This window comes from Actinomadura oligospora ATCC 43269, from assembly GCF_000518265.1.
GTDB classification, from domain to species: domain Bacteria; phylum Actinomycetota; class Actinomycetes; order Streptosporangiales; family Streptosporangiaceae; genus Spirillospora; species Spirillospora oligospora.
In genome coordinates, this window is the sequence record NZ_KI912410.1 from 1,002,225 (window position 1) to 1,022,907 (window position 20,683).

Annotated in this window: 18 protein-coding genes; 12 read left to right on the forward strand and 6 right to left on the reverse strand. The window is 73.3% G+C overall.

Translation table 11 applies throughout. The annotated features are described in order from the left end of the window. Positions 1-58: 58 nt before the first annotated feature. Entirely contained in the window at positions 59-1,222 is a 1,164-nt protein-coding gene (locus P696_RS0136395; RefSeq protein WP_211245934.1) for a DUF6745 domain-containing protein, read from the forward strand. Positions 1,223-1,241: 19 nt separating this feature from the next. Beyond that, complete coding sequence (locus P696_RS0136400; RefSeq protein WP_157430122.1) at positions 1,242-1,712, forward strand: hypothetical protein; 471 nt, start codon at positions 1,242-1,244, stop codon at positions 1,710-1,712. A gap of 74 nt (positions 1,713-1,786) precedes the next feature. Here the strand turns inward: P696_RS0136400 and pepN are convergent, their stop codons facing one another. Beyond that, complete coding sequence (pepN, locus tag P696_RS0136405) at positions 1,787-4,321, reverse strand: aminopeptidase N (protein WP_026416175.1); 2,535 nt, start codon at positions 4,319-4,321, stop codon at positions 1,787-1,789. 278 nt (positions 4,322-4,599) lie between these two features. On the opposite strand from pepN, the gene P696_RS0136410 reads away from it, so the two are divergent. Continuing rightward, positions 4,600-5,208 (forward strand): mycothiol-dependent nitroreductase Rv2466c family protein, encoded by a 609-nt coding sequence (locus P696_RS0136410; protein WP_026416176.1) that lies wholly within the window; start codon positions 4,600-4,602, stop codon positions 5,206-5,208. Between the two features lie 108 nt (positions 5,209-5,316). On the opposite strand, the gene nicT is transcribed toward P696_RS0136410, so the two are convergent. Then, the gene (gene nicT, locus P696_RS0136415; protein WP_051468573.1) at positions 5,317-6,441 is read right to left on the reverse strand and encodes a Nickel transporter NicT; all 1,125 of its coding nucleotides are present in this window, start codon (positions 6,439-6,441) and stop codon (positions 5,317-5,319) included. A 263-nt stretch (positions 6,442-6,704) separates the two neighbouring features. Here nicT and P696_RS0136420 point away from each other — a divergent pair, with 263 nt between their 5' ends. The 3 genes from P696_RS0136420 (at position 6,705) to P696_RS0136430 (ending at position 9,083) form a co-directional block, all read left to right on the forward strand. Beyond that, complete coding sequence (locus P696_RS0136420; RefSeq protein WP_026416178.1) at positions 6,705-7,640, forward strand: ATP-binding protein; 936 nt, start codon at positions 6,705-6,707, stop codon at positions 7,638-7,640. 132 nt (positions 7,641-7,772) lie between these two features. Further along, positions 7,773-8,552, forward strand: coding sequence for a hypothetical protein (locus tag P696_RS0136425; RefSeq protein ID WP_026416179.1), 780 nt, complete (start codon positions 7,773-7,775; stop codon positions 8,550-8,552). 54 nt (positions 8,553-8,606) lie between these two features. Beyond that, on the forward strand, positions 8,607-9,083 hold the full coding sequence (locus P696_RS0136430) for a ribose-5-phosphate isomerase (RefSeq protein WP_026416180.1): 477 nt from the start codon (positions 8,607-8,609) through the stop codon (positions 9,081-9,083). Between the two features lie 66 nt (positions 9,084-9,149). On the opposite strand, the gene P696_RS0136435 is transcribed toward P696_RS0136430, so the two are convergent. Continuing rightward, positions 9,150-10,517, reverse strand: coding sequence for an AMP-binding protein (locus tag P696_RS0136435; RefSeq protein WP_026416181.1), 1,368 nt, complete (start codon positions 10,515-10,517; stop codon positions 9,150-9,152). Positions 10,518-10,656: 139 nt separating this feature from the next. Then, complete coding sequence (locus tag P696_RS0136440) at positions 10,657-10,842, reverse strand: hypothetical protein (RefSeq protein ID WP_026416182.1); 186 nt, start codon at positions 10,840-10,842, stop codon at positions 10,657-10,659. A 263-nt stretch (positions 10,843-11,105) separates the two neighbouring features. Here P696_RS0136440 and P696_RS0136445 point away from each other — a divergent pair, with 263 nt between their 5' ends. Then, on the forward strand, positions 11,106-12,221 hold the full coding sequence (locus P696_RS0136445) for a PP2C family protein-serine/threonine phosphatase (RefSeq protein WP_026416183.1): 1,116 nt from the start codon (positions 11,106-11,108) through the stop codon (positions 12,219-12,221). 23 nt (positions 12,222-12,244) lie between these two features. Here the strand turns inward: P696_RS0136445 and P696_RS53335 are convergent, their stop codons facing one another. Continuing rightward, positions 12,245-13,639 (reverse strand): serine/threonine-protein kinase, encoded by a 1,395-nt coding sequence (locus tag P696_RS53335; protein WP_051468574.1) that lies wholly within the window; start codon positions 13,637-13,639, stop codon positions 12,245-12,247. Between the two features lie 621 nt (positions 13,640-14,260). Between P696_RS53335 and P696_RS50490 the strand changes: the two genes are divergently transcribed. The 5 genes from P696_RS50490 to P696_RS0136475 all read left to right on the forward strand — a co-directional run bounded on the left by P696_RS50490 (position 14,261) and on the right by P696_RS0136475 (position 19,570). Next, positions 14,261-15,646 carry a sensor histidine kinase gene (locus P696_RS50490; protein ID WP_034488443.1) on the forward strand — a complete coding sequence of 462 codons (1,386 nt, stop codon included), beginning with the start codon at positions 14,261-14,263 and terminating at the stop codon, positions 15,644-15,646. Positions 15,647-15,656: 10 nt separating this feature from the next. Next, on the forward strand, positions 15,657-17,165 hold the full coding sequence (locus tag P696_RS0136460) for a carboxyl transferase domain-containing protein (RefSeq protein ID WP_051468575.1): 1,509 nt from the start codon (positions 15,657-15,659) through the stop codon (positions 17,163-17,165). Positions 17,166-17,365: 200 nt separating this feature from the next. Continuing rightward, complete coding sequence (locus P696_RS50495; RefSeq protein ID WP_051468577.1) at positions 17,366-17,959, forward strand: TetR/AcrR family transcriptional regulator; 594 nt, start codon at positions 17,366-17,368, stop codon at positions 17,957-17,959. A gap of 112 nt (positions 17,960-18,071) precedes the next feature. Next, entirely contained in the window at positions 18,072-19,322 is a 1,251-nt protein-coding gene (locus tag P696_RS0136470) for a cytochrome P450 (RefSeq protein ID WP_084338701.1), read from the forward strand. A gap of 5 nt (positions 19,323-19,327) precedes the next feature. After that, positions 19,328-19,570: a ferredoxin gene (locus P696_RS0136475; RefSeq protein ID WP_026416186.1), complete on the forward strand. Its 243-nt coding sequence runs from the start codon at positions 19,328-19,330 to the stop codon at positions 19,568-19,570. Positions 19,571-19,587: 17 nt separating this feature from the next. Here P696_RS0136475 and P696_RS0136480 read toward each other — a convergent pair whose 3' ends face one another. Next, the gene (locus tag P696_RS0136480; protein ID WP_026416187.1) at positions 19,588-20,616 is read right to left on the reverse strand and encodes an LLM class flavin-dependent oxidoreductase; all 1,029 of its coding nucleotides are present in this window, start codon (positions 20,614-20,616) and stop codon (positions 19,588-19,590) included. Positions 20,617-20,683 lie beyond the last annotated feature (67 nt).

Below are 20,683 nucleotides of genomic sequence, written 5' to 3' on the forward strand. Positions count from 1 at the left end.
GCCCACGCGCGGCGCTCTGAGAACCGCGGCCGATGCCAGGCGAGACGCACTCGACACCGTGCGCCGGGCGATCCGGATCCGCGACGAATGGATCGATGAGGGCCTCTCCGCCCTCCCCGCGGACCGTCCGGCCGCCGAAGCGGCCATTTCCGAGCTGTACACCCGCGTCCGAAGACCCGTGCCCCGCTTCGTCTGGGTGCCGTCCCCGGCCGCGGCCACGGACGCCGGTGTCTCGGCGCGTCCGACGCTCCCGCCCCGCTTCGACGCGCTGCCGCGCCACCGCGACGACTGGCCGACCGCCGGCCTCATCGCGGCCCAGTACGCGCGGCTGGGCTACCGCATAGGTGAGGTGGTGAGTCTGCGGAGACGCCGCTACGGCACCTACCTCTTCGACCCCTGGCGGACGGACGCGCCCGAACAGGCCGTCCGGCAGGGCACGGACGCGATGCTGGTCGTGTCGCGGGCGGTGATCCCGGCGCTCACCCGGACCGTCCGGGACTCGGTGCTGGTTCCGCTCCGCGACCTCCTGAACTCGGAGGGCGGGGACCCGTCCGGGTACTCCTGCTTCGGCCAGCACGGCGTCCACCAGGTCGGCGCGTACGACCTCTGGCGCCGCAGCGGGCTGCTGCGCTTTCGCCCGGAGGAGTCGGAGGCGCTCGACGTGTGGACGGCGCTCGCGCGCTCCTGCGGCTGGTGGTGGCCGGGCGACGAGGTCTGCGTGGTGTCCGAGCGTCCCGTGGAGGTCCGCGCCGAGCCCGCCCCCGACGGCGGACGGCGTCCGCACAGCCTGGACGGCCCGGCGGTCCGCTACGCCGACGGCTGGGGCTTCCACGCGGTGAACGGCACACGCGTCCCGGAATGGGTCATCACCGACCCGACCCCGGAGCGCATCGCCGCCGAACCCAACATCGAGGTCCGCCGCTGCGCCATCGAGCGCATCGGCTGGGACGCCTACACCGAGGCCGCGGGCCTCCGGCTCGTCGGCGCCGCCCCGGACCCCGGAAACCCCGGCTCCGAGCTGCGCCTGTTCGATCTGCCGAGCGACACCTGGGGCACCCCCGCGCGGCTGCTCCTCGCCGTCAACGGATCCCTCGAACGCGACGGCACCCGCCGCCGGTACGGCCTGACCGTCCCGGTGGACCTCCCCGACCCGGTCGCGGCCGCCGCCTGGACCTACGGCCTCGGCCCCGACCAGTACGCCCGGCTCCAGCGCCGGACCTGAGACCCCCACGGTGATGCCCATGACCACGGTGAAGCCCATGACCATGACCCTGTCCGACCTCACCCGGCAGACCGGCCTCGACGTCCTCGACCACCTCGAGATGGACGTCGCGATCCCCGTCCTCGCGGGCCCGCAGGCCCAGGGCGACCTGCTCATCGTCCCGTTCGACGACCTGGCCGGGGCCGTGACCGTCCCGGAGTGGGCCCGCTGGCGCCCGGTCCCGCCGGACGGCGTGGAGGTGCTGCGCGGCGGCGCGGGCGGCAACCCGCACACGCTCGTCGCCGAGCCGCACACGTGCCGCTGGACCGAGGACGTCGGCGACCTGGAGAATCTCGCGCTCGGCGTGCTCTGGGCGGACCATCCCGTCCACCTGATGCACCCGGAGCACGGCGGCTCCGGAATCGCCCCCGGCACCTATGTCATCCGCCGCCAGCGCGAAGGCCGAGGCCGGACCACCGGTCGCGTCCAGCGCATGTACGTCTACGACTGACCCGCATGACATACGACTGACGCGCATGACAAAGGCCGCCCGGCGGGCCGGGCGGCCTGGTGTCGTGCTGCGCGTCAGGAGGCGGTGGCGTCCTTGGCGCGGGCCTTGAGGGCGCGGGTGATGCCGTCGCGGCCCTCGGACAGGAGGCGGACGAGGGCGGACGGGGGGTTCTCGTCCGCGATGTACGCCTCGGTGCGGTCGACGATGGACTGGTCGACCACGAGGAAGGGGTAGCCGCTCTCGGCGAACGTCTGGGACGTGTCGCTCGACCACTCCTTCCAGACGCGGCCGACCTCGGCGAAGTACCTGTCCACGTACGGGAGGAGCAGTTCGGCCTGGTCGGGGTCGACGAAGCCGCCGATGGTCGCGCGGAAGACGGCGTTCGGCAGCGTGCCGGAGACGATCTTGTCCCAGGCGGCGGCCTTGGCCTCGGCGGTCGGGATCGCGGCGGCGCCGGCGGCGGCGTGGCGCTCGCCCGCGGCCGTCGGGTCGCGCTTCAGCTCGGCGTCCAGGTCGGCCTGGCCCGCCTCGCCGGTGACGACCAAGCGGCGCAGGAGGGTCCAGCGCAGCTCGGTGTCGACGGTGAGGCCGTCGAGGACCTGCGAGCCGTCCAGCAGGCCCCTGACGTAGGCCAGGTGCTCGGCCGAGGACGCGACCGCGGTGAACGCCTGGACGTAGGCGAGCTGGAAGTCCGAGCCGGGCGCGGCCTCGCGGGCCAGGTCGTACAGGGCGTCCGCCATCAGGCGCAGGCCCTCGGGACGCCACGACGGGTCCGCGTACTGCTGGACGGCCGTGCGCGCCTGCCGCAGCAGGGTCTGGGTGACCATGATGTCGGTGACGCCGCGGATGCCCGACAGGACCAGCCGGACGTAGTCGCGGGTGGCCATCTCGGCGTCGCGGGTCATGTCCCACGCGGCCGACCAGCACAGCGCGCGGGGCAGGCTGTCCCTGATGTCGCCGATGCCGTCGACGAGGGTCTGCAGCGAGTGGTCGTCGAGCCGGACCTTGGTGTAGGTCAGGTCGTCGTCGTTCACCAGGATCAGGTCAGGGCGCTTGTCGCCGACCAGCTCGGGCACCTCGGTGCGCGCGCCGACGACGTCCAGCTCGACCCGGCGGCGGCGGACGATGCCGTCCGGCGTCCGGTCGTACAGGCCGATCGCCAGGCGGTGCGAGCGCAGCGTCGGGTAGTCGGCCTTCGCCTCCTGCTGGACGGCGAACGAGGTGAAGTTGCCGTCGGCGTCCAGCTCGTAGACCGGCCGCATGGTGTTGACGCCCGCGGTCTCGAGCCACTCCTTCGACCAGGACGTCAGCTCGCGTCCGGACGTCTGCTCCAGCGCGCCGAGCAGGTCGGCGAGGACGGTGTTGCCCCATGCGTGCCGGTCGAAGTAGTGCCGGACGCCCTCGAGGAAGTTGTCCCGCCCGACATAGGCCACCAGCTGCTTCAGGACGCTCGCGCCCTTGGCGTAGGTGATGCCGTCGAAGTTGACCTCCACGGCCCGGATGTCGGGGATGTCGGCCGAGATCGGGTGCGTGGACGGCAGCTGGTCCTGCCGGTACGCCCACGCCTTCTCCAGGTTCGCGAACGTCGTCCAGGCGCCCTTCCACTTGGTCGCCTCGGACTGGCACAGGACGCTCATGAACGTCGCGAACGACTCGTTCAGCCACAGGTCGTCCCACCAGCGCATGGTGACCAGGTCGCCGAACCACATGTGCGCCATCTCGTGCAGGATCGTCTCGGCGCGGCGCTCGTAGGCGGCGTCGGTGACCCGCGACCGGAAGACGTAGTCCTCCAGGAAGGTGACGCAGCCCGCGTTCTCCATCGCGCCCGCGTTGAACTCCGGCACGAACAGCTGGTCGTACTTGGAGAACGGGTACGGACGGCCGAAGACCTCCTCGAAGAACGCGAAGCCCTGGCGGGTCACGTCCACGATCGCGTCGGCGTCCAGGTGCTCGGCGAGCGACGCGCGGCAGAACACGCCGAGCGGGATGACCGAGCCGTCCGCGCGGCGGTACTCGTCCCGGACGACGTGGTACGGACCGGCGACCAGCGCGGTGATGTAGGTCGAGATCCGCGGCGTCCTCGGGAAGTGCCGGACCTGGCCCGCGACCTTGTCGGGGGCCTCGTTGGACACGACCTGCCAGTCCTCGGGGGCGGTGATCGTGAACTCGTGGGCCGCCTTGAGGTCCGGCTGGTCGAAGCAGGTGAACATCCGGTGCGCGTCGGCCGTCTCGAACTGGGTGTACAGGTACACCGACCGGTCGACCGGGTCGACGAAGCGGTGCAGGCCCTCGCCGGAGTTGGAGTACGTCGCGTCCGCCACGACCTTCAGCACGTTGTCGGCGGCGAGGTCGGGCAGCGGGACGCGGCCCTTCTCGGCGTCGTAGGACGCCGGGTCGAGCGCCCGGCCGTTCAGCGTCACCTCGTGCACGACCCCGCCGTGCAGGTCGACGAAGGTCGAGGCGCCCGGCTCGGCGCAGCCGAACCGGATCACGGTGGTCGAGCCGAACCGCTCGGCGCCGGTCGTCAGGTCGAGCTCCACCTCGTACGACTCGACGGTGAGCAGCCGCGCCCGTTCCCGCGCCTCGTCGCGCGTGAGGTTGCCTGCCACGTGTACTCCCTCGTGGTCAAAGTGCGTCGTCAAAGAACCCTGTCCCCCCATGTCTACCAATGCCCGGGCCCCCGCGGCGTCGGCGGCGCCGTTCGATGCGAGGGAGGGGCGCCTTGTTCGCCGTGAGCAGGACGAAATGTGGCGGTGAGGGGTCACGCGGACACCGCCCGTACGCTGGTCACGGCGTCGCGAGTGCCCGACTTCGCATCCGCGTGCGGGAATGCGGAGGGATCGGCCGGGGTTGCCGCTGACAAGTTCTGGCGTGGCCCCTGAGGAGGATGACGATGTCCCAGCGCGTGGACTTCTGGTTCGACCCGCTGTGCCCGTGGGCGTGGATCACGTCCCGGTGGATCCACGAGGTGGCGGAGCACCGCGATCTCGACGTCCACTGGCACGTGATGAGCCTGTCGGTCCTCAACGAGGACAAGGACGTGCCGCAGGAGTACAAGGACATGATCGAGCGGGGCTGGGGTCCGGTCCGGATCGCCATCGCCGCCGAGCAGAAGTACGGCGCGGAGGCCCTCGGACGGCTCTACACCGAGCTCGGCACGCGCCGGCACCACGACCGCCGCGAGTGGAGCCCGGAGCTGTTCCGCGAGGCGCTGACCGCCGCGGGCCTGGACCCGGAGCTGGCCTCGGCCGCGGACGACACCTCGCTCGACCCGGCCGTCCGCGCGTCCCACAAGGACGGCATCGACCGTGTCGGCCAGGAGGTCGGCACCCCGGTCATCGAGATCGACGGGCACGCGTTCTTCGGCCCGGTCGTCACGCCGATCCCGCGCGGCGAGCAGGCGCTGCGGCTCTTCGACGGCGTCCTCGCGGTCGCGTCGGTGGACGGCTTCTACGAGCTCAAGCGCACCCGCACCCGCGACCCGATCTTCGACTGACCGGGTCGGCGCGGCCGGACGCCGGGTCCTGAGGATCGTCAGGCATCAGGGGGCAGGGCCCGGCGAACCGGGCCCGTACCCTCGGGGGGCCAAGGAGGTAGGGCCTGGTCAGGCGCCGGTTCGCGCGGGCTCGCCGTCGGTTTCGGCGAGCCCGGCGGACCAGCGCTCCTCCACCCGGCCGAGCTTCCAGTAGAGCAGCGCGCCCGCCCACAGGACGAGCAGCAGCCCGGTGACGACGAACCCGGCGACATTCAGGTCCAGGTTCCCGATCCAGTCCCAGAACCCGCCGGTGAGCCCGGCCCGGTCCTGGAGGACCTGGAGCAGCTCGGTGCCGCCGATGACGAACGCGAACACGACCGAGACGCCGGTCAGCGTGATGTTGTAGAAGACCTTGCGGACGGGGTTGGAGAACGCCCAGCCGTAGGCGAAGTTCATGAACGTGCCGTCGATGGTGTCCCACAGCGACATGCCCGCGGCGAAGATGATCGGGAGGCACAGCGCCGCGTACCAGGGGAGTCCGGCGCCCGCCGCCGCGCTACCGGCGAGCGCGAGCAGCGCGATCTCCGAGGCGGTGTCGAAGCCGAGCCCGAACAGGAAGCCGAGCGGATACATCTGCCAGGGCTTGGTGATCAGCCTGGTGAACCGGCCGAGGATCCGGTTCATGAAGCCGCGGTTGTTGAGCTGCTCCTCCAGCGCGGCCTCGTCGTACTCCCCGGCCTTCATCCTCCGGAACACCTTGATGATGCCGACGAGGATGACCAGGTTGATGGTCGCGATCGCGGCGAGGAAGGTGCCGGAGACCGTCGGGCCGATCGTCCCGGTGACCTTGTGCAGGCCGGACTGGTCGTCGGAGATGCCGTTGGCGAGCGCCTTCACGCCGAGCCCGAGCAGGATGCAGGAGACGAACACCACCGAGGAGTGCCCTAGCGAGAACCAGAAGCCGATGGACATCGGGCGCCTGCCCTCGTTCATCATCTTCCGGGTGGTGTTGTCGATCGCGGCGAGGTGGTCGGCGTCGAAGGCGTGCCGCATGCCGAGCGTGTAGGCGGTCAGGCCGATGCCGACGCCGAACAGCTTGCCGTCGCCGAGCCGGTAGTGGCCGGGCAGCACCAGCAGGAGCAGGATCCCCCACCCGACGACGTGCAGCATGAGGATGAACGCGGCCATCCCGCCGAGCCGTCCCCATTCGCCCGCGCCGAGTGAACGCCGCACCCCGACGCCGCTCTCACCCATCCGGTCCGCCCCTTCTCGCCCACGTGTTCTCGCCTTCGTGTCGCTCTGGCCAAATGTACGCAGTTGCAAGAGATTTGCAATACCCGCGACCGTGACATTCGCCCGGGATTCGGGCATCCGCTTGCGCGGACGCGGCGGGTGTGAACGGCGGCCTGCCCGGCGCCCGGGGATTCTCCTTGCCTCCCGATCTCCACGGCGGCAGACTCGGCTCTCCGCACGTGGCAACGGTTTTCATATCCGTTTCGGGGGCATCGGGGGCATTCGTGAAGGTAGCGCTCGTCGGCAAGGGGGGAAGCGGCAAGACCACCCTGGCCGCACTGTTCGTCCGGCACCTCACCGCGCGGGGCCTGCCCGTGGTCGCGGTGGACGCCGACGTCAACCAGCACCTCGGGGCCGCGCTCGGCCTGGACGAGGAGGTCGCCGCCAAGATCCCGGCGCTCGGCGACCACCTCCCGGAGATCAGGACCCATCTGCGCGGCCGGAACTGGCGGATCCCCTCACCGTCGGCCATGGTCAAGACCACCCCGCCCGGCTCCGGCTCGCGGCTGCTGACCCTCGCCGCGGACGACCCGGTGCACGCCCTCGGGCAGGAGGCGGACGGCGCGACCCTGCTGGTCACCGGCCGGTTCGGCGACGACGACCTCGGCGTCTCCTGCTACCACTCCAGGACCGGCGCGGTCGAGCTCTACCTCAACCACCTCGTGGACGGCCCCGGCGAGTACGCCGTCGTCGACATGACCGCGGGCGCCGACGCGTTCGCGTCCGGCCTGTTCACCCGGTTCGACCTGATGTTCCTGGTGGCCGAGCCCACGCGCAAGGGCGTCGCCGTCTACCGGCGGTTCAAGGAGTACGCCGCCGACCACGACGTCGCCATCACCGTCGTCGGCAACAAGATCCAGGGCGACGGCGACATCGCCTTCCTGCGCGAGGAGGTCGGCGACGACCTGCTCACCTGGGTCGGGTGGTCCGCCGCCGTCCGCGCCCTGGAGCAGGGCCGTCACGGGGTGGAGCTGGAGTCGGCGAACGAGGCCGCGCTCGACTGGATGCTCGCCGCCGTCGACGCCCGCCGCAAGGACTGGCCGAAGTACCACCGCCAGGCCGTCGGGTTCCACCTCAGGCACGCCCGGAGCCGTCCCGACGCCGCGACGGCCCAGGCCCTGGAGAAGCAGATCGACCCCGACTTCCGCTATCCCGCCTGAGAACGCTGGGGACGGCCCCAGCGTAGCGATGCGAATGGACGTCGCGCTGCGAACGGGTGTCGCGGTGCGAAGGGGGCGTTGTGGTGCGAATGGGGTCTGCCGCGCCGGTGTGATCAGGGTTACAGTGCGCGCATGACCGTCCGGCGGATGCTCGTCGTGGCGGTCGGCGCGTTGGTGCCGACCGTCCTGTACGTCCTCGGTGTCGCGAACCAGTGGGTCGCCGACGCGATCGCGAAGCACGACGTGAACACCAGCCGCGGCCTGGGGCCGCTGCTCCTGATCGCCCAGGCCCCGGCCTGGCGGCTCACCGCCCCGGGCGGCGGGCTTCGCGGCAGCGCCGGGGACCTGGTCTTCGCCCAGGACATCTCGACCTTCCTCTTCCTGCTCGTCCTGGCCGGGCTGGTCTTCGCGGGGGCTCGGGCGCTGAGCCCCGAACGCGGCCTGTTCGCGGCCCTCGTCCTCGGATGGTGGGCCACCCTGGTGGCCGCGGGGCTCACCGGCCTCCTCCGCGGTCTCCTCTACAGCGACACCCTCTACCGGGGGAACGTGCTCAGCGGCAGTCTCCGGAACGAGATGGCCGACTACGCCATCTGGCAGCAGGCGAGTCTCGGCGCGCAGTTCGGCCTCTGGTTCGGGTGGGTGGCCGGTCTGGGCGCGGTGCTGGCCGTCGCCATCCTCCGCGCCGGGCGGACGCGTCCGACGCCGGTGACGGCTCCGGGGCCCGCGGCTCCGCAGCGCCCGCCGGTGGCCGGATACCCGCAGGCGCCGTCTCCCGCCGTCCAGTACGCGCCGCCCGGGTATCCGCAGTGGGCGCCCAACGTGCCTCCGCCGGGACCCCCGGCTCCGGGCCCGGCGCGGGACCCGGAGCCGGGCCCGGGCACGGCGTCCGGGGAGGACGCCCCGGCGCCCTGACGCCCGGAGGCCCCGCGTGTCCCAAGATCGTCCGCGACCTGCGAGAATCGGCGCATGCGCGTGTTTCTTGGAAGCGACCATGCCGGGTACGAGCTGAAGGAGCACCTGGTCGACTGGCTGAAGAACAACGGCCACGAGCCCGTCGACTGCGGTGCCTTCGTCTACGACGCCGTGGACGACTACCCGCCGTTCGTGCTGCGTGCCGCCCAGCGGACCGTCGCCGAGCCCGGCTCCCTGGGCATCGTCATCGGCGGCTCGGGCAACGGCGAGGCCATCGCCGCCAACAAGATCAAGGGCGCCCGCGCGGCCCTGGTCTTCAGCGACGACACCGCCCGCCTGGCCCGCGAGCACAACGACGCCAACATCATCAGCCTCGGCGCGCGCCAGTACAGCGTCGAGGACGCCACGCGCTTCGTCGAGCTGTTCCTGGGCACCCCGTACTCCAAGGAACCGCGCCACACCCGCCGCATCAAGATGCTGGGCGAGTTCGAGCAGACCGGTGAACTCCCGCCCCTTCCGCGCGAGTCCTGACCCGGATCCGGCAACGCGCCGATGGGCTGAGGCGTCCTCAGCCCATCGGCGTTCTTCGTCTCCGCCTCAGGCGGGCGGCCCGCCCACGGTGGGGACCATGCCGTCGCCGCCCATCCGCCCGGTGACGCGGTCGAGGTGGCGCAGGCGGCCCTCCACGTCGCGTTCGACCAGGTCGCCGGTGGAGTACCAGCCGTCGCCGTCGTCGGCCGACCACACCCGCTCGCGCGTCCGCAGGTCGACGACGCTGCGGCACAGCCCCGGCGCCAGCACCTCCAGGCGCCCGATGTCGGCGGCCCTGGCGCCGTTCCCGGGACGCAGGCGGACCCGGACGCCCTCGACCGGACGGCCGAGCGTCTCCTCGGCGATGTCCAGCGCGGGCGAGGACGCCGTGAGCATGCCGGTCTCGGCGGTGCTGAAACCGTTGACCAGGTGCGGGGCCAGGGTCGTGCGCAGCCGCGCGGCGAGCGGCGCGGGCAGCGGGGCTCCCACGCTGATGACCTGGTGGAGGCTTGGCAGGGGATCCTGGCGGCGCGTCCGGGCGGCGACGAGGTCGCGCAGGACCGGCGGTGTGGCCACCACGCATCCGACCCGCTGGGCGGCCAGCAGGTCGAGCCAGCCCTGGAGGTCGTCGTCGGCGCGGAAGACCGACGGCCGTCCGGTCATCAGGGGCGCGAGCGTGTTGAACATGAGGCCCACGGTGTGGGTCAGGTCCGCGATCGCGGACGTCGCCGCACCGGGCGGGACCTGCCGCATCGCCGCGCACAGGGCCGCGTATCGGGTGTTGAACGTGTGCGCCACCGCTTTCGGGGGCCCCGTGGTGCCCGGCGTGAACGCCAGCTGGCACAGCTCGTCCGCCTGGACGGGCGGAACCGGCTCGACGCGCTCGGTCTGGACGGCCGCCTCGGCGACCAGCTCGTCCAGCGCGACGGGCTCGCCCGCGGGGACGCCGTCCGGGAGCCGGTCGGGAAGGTCCCCGTCCATGCCGACCACCAGTGCGGCCGATGTCGCGCGGAGGGCGAGGTCGCGTTCCCGTCGTTCGAACCATGGGGGCAACGCCGCCGCCACCGCTCCGGCGCGTCCGCAGGCCAGCCACAGGGCCGCGGCCTCCCAGACGTTCGGCAGCTGGAAGGCCACCACCTCGCCGCGGCCGACCCGCCGGGCCCGCAGCGCCGCCGCCAGCCGCTCGACCCATCCGGCCAGCTCGGCGAAGGTGACCGTGACCGTCTCGCCCCGCCGGTGGTTCACGTACGCCGGCGCGTCCGGGGTGTCGTCCGCGCGTGCCGCCAGGTCATCGGCGAACACCTCCCGCCGCCACCAGCCCGCCGCGTGGTGGTCGTCGTCCCGGGACGGGACAGGGGCCGCGTCCCGGGACGGGGCGGGGTCCGTGCCTCCGGACGGGCCCGGGTCCGGTTCGGGCGACGCCTGCGGCTTCATGTTGATGACGTGCTCCTCTGGTGCGTGACGATCAACGATCCGACCGTCTGTTACTTATAATAGTTGACCAGCCACGCTGAGTAGTCCTTTCGGGTGGACGGCGGCGGGCCCCCGGACGTCCGGGGGCCCGCCGGAACGGTCAGAGGGACGGGCGGTGCCCCCGCTTCTCCAGGCGGCGGCGTTCGTTCTTGGCGGCCCGGGACTGGCGGGGCGGGTCGGCGGGGGCGGCGGCGGCCGGGGGCTGGACGCCCTCGGGGACGGGGCGGGAGACGTCGCGGGCGCGCATGGCGGCGTCCACGGTGATGCGCATGCTCGGCTGGGACATCGCGGCTCCTTGCATCGGGAGTTCACCCATTGGACACCTGCGGGCGGGGTGCGCCGCAAGGGCGGACGGCCTTGACGATCATCCGGTGATCGTGCGTCGCGCGGTGGGCGACCGTGCGTCGCGCGATGGTCGTGCGTGCGGTGGTCGTGCGTCGCGCGGTGATCGCGCGTGTGGTGATCGTGTGTCGCGCGGCGGTCGCGATCGGTCACGGCGGGCGCGGATGCCGGGCCGTTCGCGCCGAGGCTCGGTACAGTGCCCACGTCATGCTTCAACGTCTGGTGCACCTGCTTCCGCCGCGAGTACGCGCCTTCCTGCGCAGGATCCCCGTGCTCGTGGCCCTTTACAGGTGGCTGCGGCGGGGGAGGCAGTCGCGGGACCGGTACCTGTTCGCGAGCCTCGCCCTGCTCGCCGTCGTCCTCGGTTTCGGGGCGGTGGAGTCGCAGCGGTGGTCGCCGTCCGGCGCGCTGGTCCTCACGCTGCTCGGCGGCGGGCTGCTCCTGCGCGTGCGCAGCCTGGGCGTCCTGCTCGGGGTCGTGGCCGTGATGGTCTGCTACGACGCCTGGCAGGCGCCGAACCAGACCGGGCCCGGGATGGTCGCGACGCTCGGGGTGACGTCCGTCCTCGCTGTCACGCTGGCGCGGACGCGGCAGCAGCTCGGCGTCATGGGGCTGCGCGGCGACTCGATGCTGCTGGAGCTGCGCGACCGGCTGCGCAGCCAGGGCGAGATGCCCGAGCTGCCGGACGGCTGGGACTCGCAGGTCGTCATGCTCCAGGCGGGCGGGTCGTCCTTCGGAGGCGACTTCGTGGTGTCGGCGCTGCACGACGGCGTGCTCGAGGTCGCGCTCGTGGACGTGTCGGGCAAGGGGACGGACGCGGGCACGCGGGCGCTGATGCTGTCCGGCGCGTTCGGCGGGCTGCTCGGGTCGGTCCCGACCGACCGGTTCCTGCCCGCGTGCAACTCCTACCTGCACCGGCAGCGGTGGGACGAGGGGTTCGTCACCGCCGTCCACGTCGTGATCGACCTGGCGACGGGCGAGTACACCGTCGAGTCGGCCGGGCATCCGCCCGCCGTGCAGTTCGACGCGAGCAGCGGGACGTGGCAGGTCAGCCCGGCGAAGGGCGTCGTCCTCGGGGTGATCCCCGACCTGGCGGCCGTCCCGGAGCGCGGGCAGCTCGGCGCGGGCGACGCGCTGCTCCTCTACACCGACGGCCTGGTCGAGTCGCCGGGAAGCGACCTGGACGCCGGGATCGACCGGCTGCTCGGCGAGGCGGAGCGGCTCGTCCCGAACGGGTTCCGCAAGGGCGCGCGCGAGCTGGTCGAGCTGATGTCCGCCGAGCGCGACGACGACTGCGCGCTGCTCCTCATCTGGCGCACCTGAACCCGACCCCGGGCTGTTCGGTTCTAGTGGCGTTTCTTGTGCCCGCGCTTCGGTTTGCGCTTGGGCTTCGGCTTTGGTTTGGGCTTGGGTTTCGGCTTCGCCGTCGGCGCGGGTGGCTTAGGGGCCGGGGCGGTGGCGGTCGGCGACGGCTTGGGCGGCGGCGCGGCGTCGCTCTGGTCCGTGAGGCCGAGGGCCGGCGCGCCCACGAGGACGGTCGCGGCGGCGGCGCCGACTCCGGCGAGGACGCGCGTCCGGAGGTGGGAGGGCGCGGCCTTCCCCTGAGTGGGCCGGAACGCCTGCGTGTGCGCGTCCACGTGAACCGGGTCGAAGGTCTGCGTGTGCGCGTTGTCGTGAACCGGGTTGAACGGCTGTGCGTGGGCGTTGTTCGGGACGGGGCTGAAGACCTGGGTGTGCGCTGACGGGTCGTCCTCGTGCGCGCGCGCTGCGAAGGGGACGGCGCCGAAGATCTCGGTCTGGTCCTTGGCGTCGGACGTCCCGGCGGCGGTCTGCTCGATCAGGGACATCAGCAGTTCGGACGAGGTGGGCCGGTCGCCCGGGTTCTTGGAGAGCGCCGAGCGGACGGCGGCGAGCAGCTGCGGGGGCAGTCCGGCGAGGTCCGGGGCCTCGTTGGCGGCGCGGAGGACGACTTCGGGGGCCGGGCCCTCGCCGAAGGGAAGGCGTCCCGTGCCCGCGTGGGCGACGAGGCAGCCCCAGGAGAACACGTCCGCGGCGGGGGAGGCCGGGCCGCCCGCGATGACCTCCGGGGGGATCCAGCCGGGCGTCCCGAGGACGGTGCCGGACGTGCTGACCGAGCCCGGCGAGCCCTGCGTCCGCGCGATGCCGAAGTCGATCACGCGGCAGCCGGACAGGGTGAGCATCACGTTCGCCGGCTTGAGGTCGCGGTGCACGAGCCCGGCGGCGTGGATCGCGGCCAGGGCGGTCGCGACGCCGACCGCGACGCCGTGCAGGTCGGCGGCGGGCAGCGGGCCGCCGGACGAGATCCGCTGCTGGAGCGTGATCCCGGCGACGTACTCGCTGACGATGTAGGGACGGCCGCCCTCCTCGCCGTGCGCGAGGACGCGGGCCGTGCAGAACGACGCGACGCGTCCGGCGATGACCGCCTCGTCCCGGAAGCGGCGCAGGAACCGGGGGTCGTCGGTCAGGTGCGGGCGCATGACCTTGACCGCGACGCGGGCCCCGGAGTTCGGGTCGACGCCCAGGTAGACGGTGCCCATGCCGCCCGCGCCGAGCCGTCCGAGCAGCGCGTACGCGCCGACCGCCCGCGGGTCGGACGGCTCGAGCGGGGTCGCCGAGGCGTCCGCCGGATCCGGGCGGACGGGCGCGGGCGGGGGAGCGGGCGGCGGCGGAGGGCCGAGCGGCGTCAGCCCACGGGGCGGCTCGGGCTCGTGTTGGTCCATGCCGTCCCCTGGGCCCTTTCGTCGCTCTGGTCCGGATCGCGCTCCGGACGTCAGGCCCAACATGGTGCCCCATTCGCACGAAACCGCGAAACGTGATCGTCATCTGGATGTAGCAGGCAGTGCACGAAGGCAGGGCAGAGTGTGAAGCGGTTCGGCGATCGCCCGGTCTCCCGGCGGAACCTCCTCGGCGCGGTACGGGCGGGCGGTCGGCGGCTCCGAAGGCGGTGTTCGCGCGGACGGGACCCCAGGGGTGGGAGGCTCCGGCCCGCGCGGACATCGGCCGCCGGATTCCCTATAAAATCGGTTGACTTTATAGGGAATCCGGTTCAGGATGGGGAACGCGAAGTCAGGCCCGAGGCAGGGGCCACCCCGCCGTTGGGGCGCTCTTCCGGCGGGGCGCACGGTGGCCGGGACGGCGTTGGCACGGCCCGTCCCGGCCACCGGCACGTCTCCCCCCAGGACGGGGCCGGAACGGTAGAGCGCCGTGCAAGATTGCGTAAGCGGATCGTCCCGGTACGGCCAGCCCCCACCCCCGGTGGTGGCGTCCGGCCGCCGCAACCCTCAGCGTGGGCCTTCGGGCGGTTCACACCGCGTGGCGCTGCGACGGGGAGGGTGCGGACGATGTCGGGGCGCTGGCCGCCGGGTCCCTGGTCACTGCGCACCAGGGTGACGGTGGTCGCGACCATGGTGGTCGGGGTCCTGCTGATCGCGGCGGCGGTCGGCTTCTACGCGACGCTCCGGAACGCCGTCTACGGCTCGCTGCGCGAGCGGGGCGACCGCGCCGTCGCGTCGCTCGCCGCGACCGTCCGCGCCAGCGATCCGCAGGGGGTCGGCGTCCTGGAACCCGGTGACACCGGCTTCCGGCTGCTCCAGGTCCTGGACGACCAGCGGCACGTCCGCGCCTCCAGTCACGCCGTCGGCGGCCTCCCGCCGATCGTCGACCTGCGTCCGGACTCCGAGCATCCGACGCTGAGCGGGACGACCACCCTGTCCGGGGAGCAGGTGTTCGTGGTGGCCTCGCGCGAGTACGTGCCCGCCGGGTGGCGGACGCTCTACGCGGGCGTGTCCATGCCCGGGTTCACCGAGTCGCGCGACTACTTCGTCTTCCTGGTGGTGCTCGCCGTGCCACTGGGGCTGGCCCTGATCGCGCTCTCGGTCTGGCTGGCCGTGCGGAGCGCGCTGCGGCCCGTCCGCCGGATGAGCGCCGAGCTCGCCGAGGTGACCGGGACGGGGCAGGGCAGGCCGCGCCGGGTGACCGTTCCGGAGACGCACGACGAGATCGCGCAGCTCGCCGCGTCCGTCAACGTCACCCTGCACCGGCTGGAGCAGAACGTCACGCGGCAGCGGCAGTTCGTCGGGGACGTCTCGCACGAGCTCCGCAGCCCCCTCACCGGCCTGCGCGCCCAGCTCGAGGTCGCCCTGGAGCATCCCGGGGACGAGGACTGGCCCGCCGTCGCCCGGTCCGCGCTGAACGACGCCGACCGGCTCCAGCGGATCGTCACCGACCTGCTCCTGCTGGCCAAGCTGGACGCGGGCGTCCCGCTGGACCGCGAGCCCGTGGACCTCGGCGACCTGGCCGCGCAGGAGGGCAAGCGCCTACGGCGCGTCCCGGTGGACCTCGACGTCGAGCCGGGCGTGGTCGTTCTCGGCGCGCGGGGGCCGCTACTCCGCCTGATCACCAACCTGCTCGACAACGCCGCCCGGCACGCCCGGACCGTCGTCAGCCTCACCGTCGAGCACCGGGGATCCGACGCCGTCCTGTCGGTGGCGGACGACGGGACCGGAATTCCGGTCGCCGACCGTGAACGGGTCTTCCAGCGGTTCCAGCGGCTGGCCGAGGGCCGCAAACGCGACACGGCCGGGTCCGGCCTGGGACTGCCGATCTCCCGCGACATCGCGCAGGCGCACGGCGGCAGCCTGGTCATCGCCGACACCAAGCTCGGCGCGCGCCTGGTCCTGCGGATTCCGCTGGCCCCTGACGGGAGGCCCGACGAGGGCGGACGTTAGCCTGCGAGGCATGAGCGCGTCGCTGGAGCGGCCGGACGCGGCCGGGCTGCTGGACCGGGTTCTGGATCCGGGCAGTTTCGCGTCCTGGGACGTCCCGCCCTCGTACGCGGCGCTGAGCACCCGGTACGAGGCGGACCTCGCGCGGGCGCGCGAGCGCAGCGGACGTGACGAGGCCGTCCTCACCGGATCCGGAATTCTGCGTGGGCGGCGTGTTGCCGTCGTCGTATCCGAGTTCGCCTTTCTCGCCGGGTCCATCGGGGTGGCCACGGCCGATCGGATCGTCGCGGCGGTGGAGCGCGCCACCGCGGAAGGGCTGCCGCTGCTCGCCGCGCCGTCCTCTGGTGGGACGCGCATGCAGGAGGGGACCATCGCGTTCGTCCAGATGGCCCGGATCACGGCCGCCGTCATGGCGCACCGGGCCGCGGGGCTTCCCTACCTCGTCTATCTGCGGCACCCCACGACCGGGGGTGTTCTCGCGTCCTGGGGTTCGCTGGGGCATGTGACCGCCGCCGAGCCCGGCGCGCTCATCGGCTTCCTCGGTCCGCGCGTGTACGAGACGCTTCACGGCGAGCCCTTTCCGGCGGGGGTGCAGGTGGCCGAGAACCTGGCCGCCAAGGGGCTGCTGGACGCCGTCGTCGGCGTGGACGACCTCCCGGACGTCGCCGCCCAGGCCCTGGACGTCCTGTGCGCCGTCCAAGGTGTTCCGGCGCAGCCTCGGCGTGGACGTTTCGTCTCGGGCGACCACGCCGATCCGGGGGCGGCGGACGTTCCCGCCTGGGAATCGGTCGAGCGGTCGCGGCGCGTGGACCGGCCGGGGGTTCGTGAGCTGCTGCGTCACGGGGCCTCCGGGGTGACGCCGCTGTCCGGGACGGGCGACGGCGAGGCGGACCCGGGCCTGCTGCTCGCGCTCGCGCGGTTCGGCGACGCGTCCTGCGTGGTGATCGGGCAGGACCGGGCCGCGCAGCGGGTCGGACGGCCGATCGGGCCCGCCGGGCTGCGCGTCGCGCGGCGCGGGATGCGCCTCGCCGCCGAGCTCGGCCTGCCGCTGCTCACCGTCGTGGACACGCCCGGCGCGGCGCTGTCGCCGGAGGCGGAGGAGCGCGGGCTGGCCGGGGAGATCGCCCGCTGCCTCGCCGACCTGATCACCCTGCGGGCGGCGACGCTGTGCCTCCTGCTGGGTGAGGGCAGCGGCGGCGCGGCGCTGGCCCTGCTGCCCGCCGACCGCGTCCTCGCCGCACGGCACGCCTGGCTCGCGCCGCTGCCGCCGGAGGGCGCGTCCGGGATCGTCCACCGGACGCCGGACCGCGCGCCCGAGCTGGCCGCGGCCCAGCGGATCCGCGCGGCCGACCTGTACGAGGACGGCATCGTCGACGCGATCGTCCCCGAGGAGCCGGACGCCGCCGACGAGGCCGAGGCGTTCTGCGCGCGCGTCGCGGACGTCCTGGCGCGCGAGCTGCCCGCGCTGCGCGCCGACCCGGACGGACGCAGCGCGCGCTACGCCCGCCGGGCGGCCTCCTGATCGTCCGCTGGGACGTTGCCCCAACAGGACACATCCGAAGGGCTGCCCTGCGGCGGCTTGGGGCTTACCGTGCTGTGCACCCAGGGATCCGGGTGCGGAGGGCGGACGGCGTGCGGGACGAATCGGCGGCGCGAGGGCGGCCAGAGGACGGGAAGCGTGCGGTGGACGGGACGCCCGGGGGGAGCGGGGCGGGGAGCGGCGTGCGGAAGGTGCCGCTGAGCCGTCCGGAGCGGCGGGCGGAGCTGTTCGACACCGTCCTGGAGGTGCTCGCCGAGGTCGGGTACGAGCGGCTGACCATGGACCTGGTCGCCCGGCGGGCGCGGGCCGGGAAGGCGACGCTCTACCAGCGGTGGCCGTCCAAGGCGCACCTGGTGGTGGCGGCGATGGAGCGCTACCGGCCGGAGGCGCCGGACGGGGACGCCGGATCGTTCGTCGAGGACATCCGGCAGCTGCTGACCGCCTACGTCGCGGGCTGGTCGGGACTCGACCGGGGCCTGCTCATCGCGATCCTGGAGGGGAGCCGCACCGATCCCGAGCTGGCCCGGCTGCGGCGGGAGCGGCTGGCGACGCCGGTGCGGCGGTCCATCGAGTCCTCGCTCGACCGGGCGATGCGGCGCGGCGAGATCCCGGACGGCGTGGACGCCGGGCTGCTGGTCGACCTGCCCTTCGCGATCATCCTCAGCCATGTCCTCGTCAAGGACGAAACGCCAGGCCAGGAGCTGGTGGATCGCTTTGTGGACGGCATCCTCCGGCCCCTTCTGGACGCCCCGAACCCGCGCGTTCCTAGAAGATAGAACGGAACAGTTCTATTTTCGGAGACGAGGCCGTCCCCTCCGGCGGGCCGCCCGCGTCCGTCCCGCCGGGGCATGGCGGCACAGCGCGACCCGCCGAGGAAGGGACCCTCTCATGCGCGCTCCACTGCCCCCCGCCTCCGCTCCCACGCCCCCCGCCGCTCCGGCCCGCTCCGCGCCGGGTCACCTGCCCGCCCTGCCCCTCCGGCGCGACGACCCGCTCGACCCGCCGCCCGAGCTCGCCCTGATCCGCCAGGAGACGCCGATCTCCCGGATGACCTTCCCGGACGGCGAGGAGGGCTGGCTGCTCACCCGGCACGAGGACGTCCGCGCGATCCTCGCCGACGGCCGGTTCAGCGCCGACCGGATCACCGCGTCCTCGCCGGTGCGCCGGATCAACTTCAGGCCCGAGGAACGGCCGGGCCTGATGCTCACCATGGACCCGCCCGAGCACACCCGGCTCCGGCGGCTGCTCACGCCGTACTTCACCACCCGCCGGATGCAGGCGCTCGCGCCGCGCGTCGAGCGGATCGTCGCCGAGCACCTGGACGCGCTCCGCGCCGCCGGACCGCCCGCCGACCTGGTGCCCGCGTTCACGCTGCCGATCCCGTCCCTGGTGATCTGCGAGCTGCTGGGCGTCCCGTACGCCGACCGCGCCCGCTTCCACGCCTGGTCGGCGGCCTCGCTCAGCCTCACCGCCCCCGAGGCGGAGGTGCTCGCCGCCCGGGACGCGCTGAAGTCCTACATGCGCGAGCTCGTCGACGCCAAGCGCCGCGATCCGGACGACGCGCTGCTCGGCACGCTGATCAGGGCCGACAACGACCTGACCGACGCCGAGCTCGGCGGGATCGGGCGGCTGCTGCTCATCGCCGGGCACGAGACCACCGCGAACATGCTGGCCCTCGGCACCCTGACGTTCCTCACCCACCCGGACCAGCTCGCCGCCTTCCGCGGCGCCCCGGACGCCGCCGACCGCGCCGTCGAGGAGCTGCTGCGCTACCTGACGATCATCCAGTTCGGCACCACGCGGCTGGCCCTGGAGGACGTCGAGGTCCACGGGCGGCGGGTGCGGCGGGGCGAGACCGTGGTGCTGTCGCTGCCCGCCGCGAACCGCGACCCCGCGCACTTCGACCGTCCGGACGAGCTGGACGTCACGAGGCCGCCGTCGCAGCACGTCTCGTTCGGGCACGGGATCCACCAGTGCCTCGGCCAGCAGCTCGCCCGCGTCGAGATGCGGATCGCGTTCACCGGCCTCTTCGACGGCCTGCCGGGTCTGCGCCTGGCCGTCCCGGCGGACGAGGTGCCCATGCGGGACGACATGGCCATCTACGGGGTGCACCGGCTGCCGGTGGCCTGGGAGGAGTGAGCGTCATGCGCGTCGTCGCCGACCATGATCTCTGCCTGGGGGCGGGGCAGTGCGTCCTGCACGCGCCGGAGGTGTTCGACCAGTCCGACGAGGACGGCACGGTCGTCCTGCTGACCGAGACGCCGCCCGGGGAGCAGGTGGAGAAGGTCCGGGTCGCCGTCCGGATGTGCCCGAACGCCGTCCTCTCCCTTGAGGAAGAGAAAGAGGAGGACGCGCCGGTGGTCGGCTCGTCCTCCTCCTCTGGCTGAGCGGGTCCGGCCCGCCGTCAGCGGCGGGCCAGGTCCGCGTCCGGCTTCGCGTCGCCGGACGCGCCGGGCAGATCGTACAGCCCGGCGAGGATCTCGTAGGAGCGGCGGCGGTCCGCGTGGTCGTGGACCATCGTGGTGACCATGACCTCGTCGGCGGCGGTGGACTCGATCAGCGCGTCCATCCTCCGCCGGACGGTGTCCGGGCCGCCGACGACCTGCGCGTCCTGCCGGGCGCGGATCATCTCGTGGTCGAGGGGCGTGTACGGGTAGGCGTCGGCCTCCTCCGGGGACGGCAGCGTGCCCGGATTCCCCTGCCGCAGCCGCAGGAACGACAGGGCCTGCGGACGGGCCAGGCGCTCGGCGGTCGCGTCGTCCTCGGCGGCGGTGACGGACACGGCGATCATCGCGTGCGGCTTGTCCAGGCCGTCCTTGGAGGGACGGAACGACTCGCGGTACAGGGCCAGCGCGGGCAGCGTGTTCTCGGCGCTGAAGTGGTGCGCGAACGCGAACGGGAGGCCGAGCATCCCGGCGAACTGGGCGCTGTAGCCGCTGGACCCGAGCAGCCACACGGGCGGACGGTTGCCCGCCGCGGGGGTGACGGCCCCGCCGTCCTCGAAGTAGGCGCGCAGCTCGTGGACCTGCTCGGGGAAGTCGTCCACCGAGAGCGGGCCGGGCGTGCGGCGCAGCGCCCGCGCGGTCGCCTGGTCGGTGCCGGGGGCCCGGCCGAGGCCGAGGTCGATCCGGCCCGGGAACAGGCCCTCCAGCGTGCCGAACTGCTCGGCGACGACCATCGGGGCGTGGTTGGGGAGCATGATCCCGCCGGACCCGACCCGCAGCCGTTCGGTCGCCGCGGCGACCTGGCCGATCAGCACCGACGTCGCCGAGGACGCGATGCCCGGCATCCGGTGGTGCTCGGCGAGCCAGTACCGGTGGAAGCCGAGGTCCTCGGCGAGCCGGGCCAGGTCGAGGGTGTTGCGGAGCGCCTGCGCGGACGTCGAACCGGACGCCACGGGCGCGAGATCGAGCACGGAGAACGGGAGAACCATGCCCGTTCCCAACCCCCGGGCGCCGCCCGCTCTTCCCGGCGGGGCCTACGTTCTTTCTCACACCGCC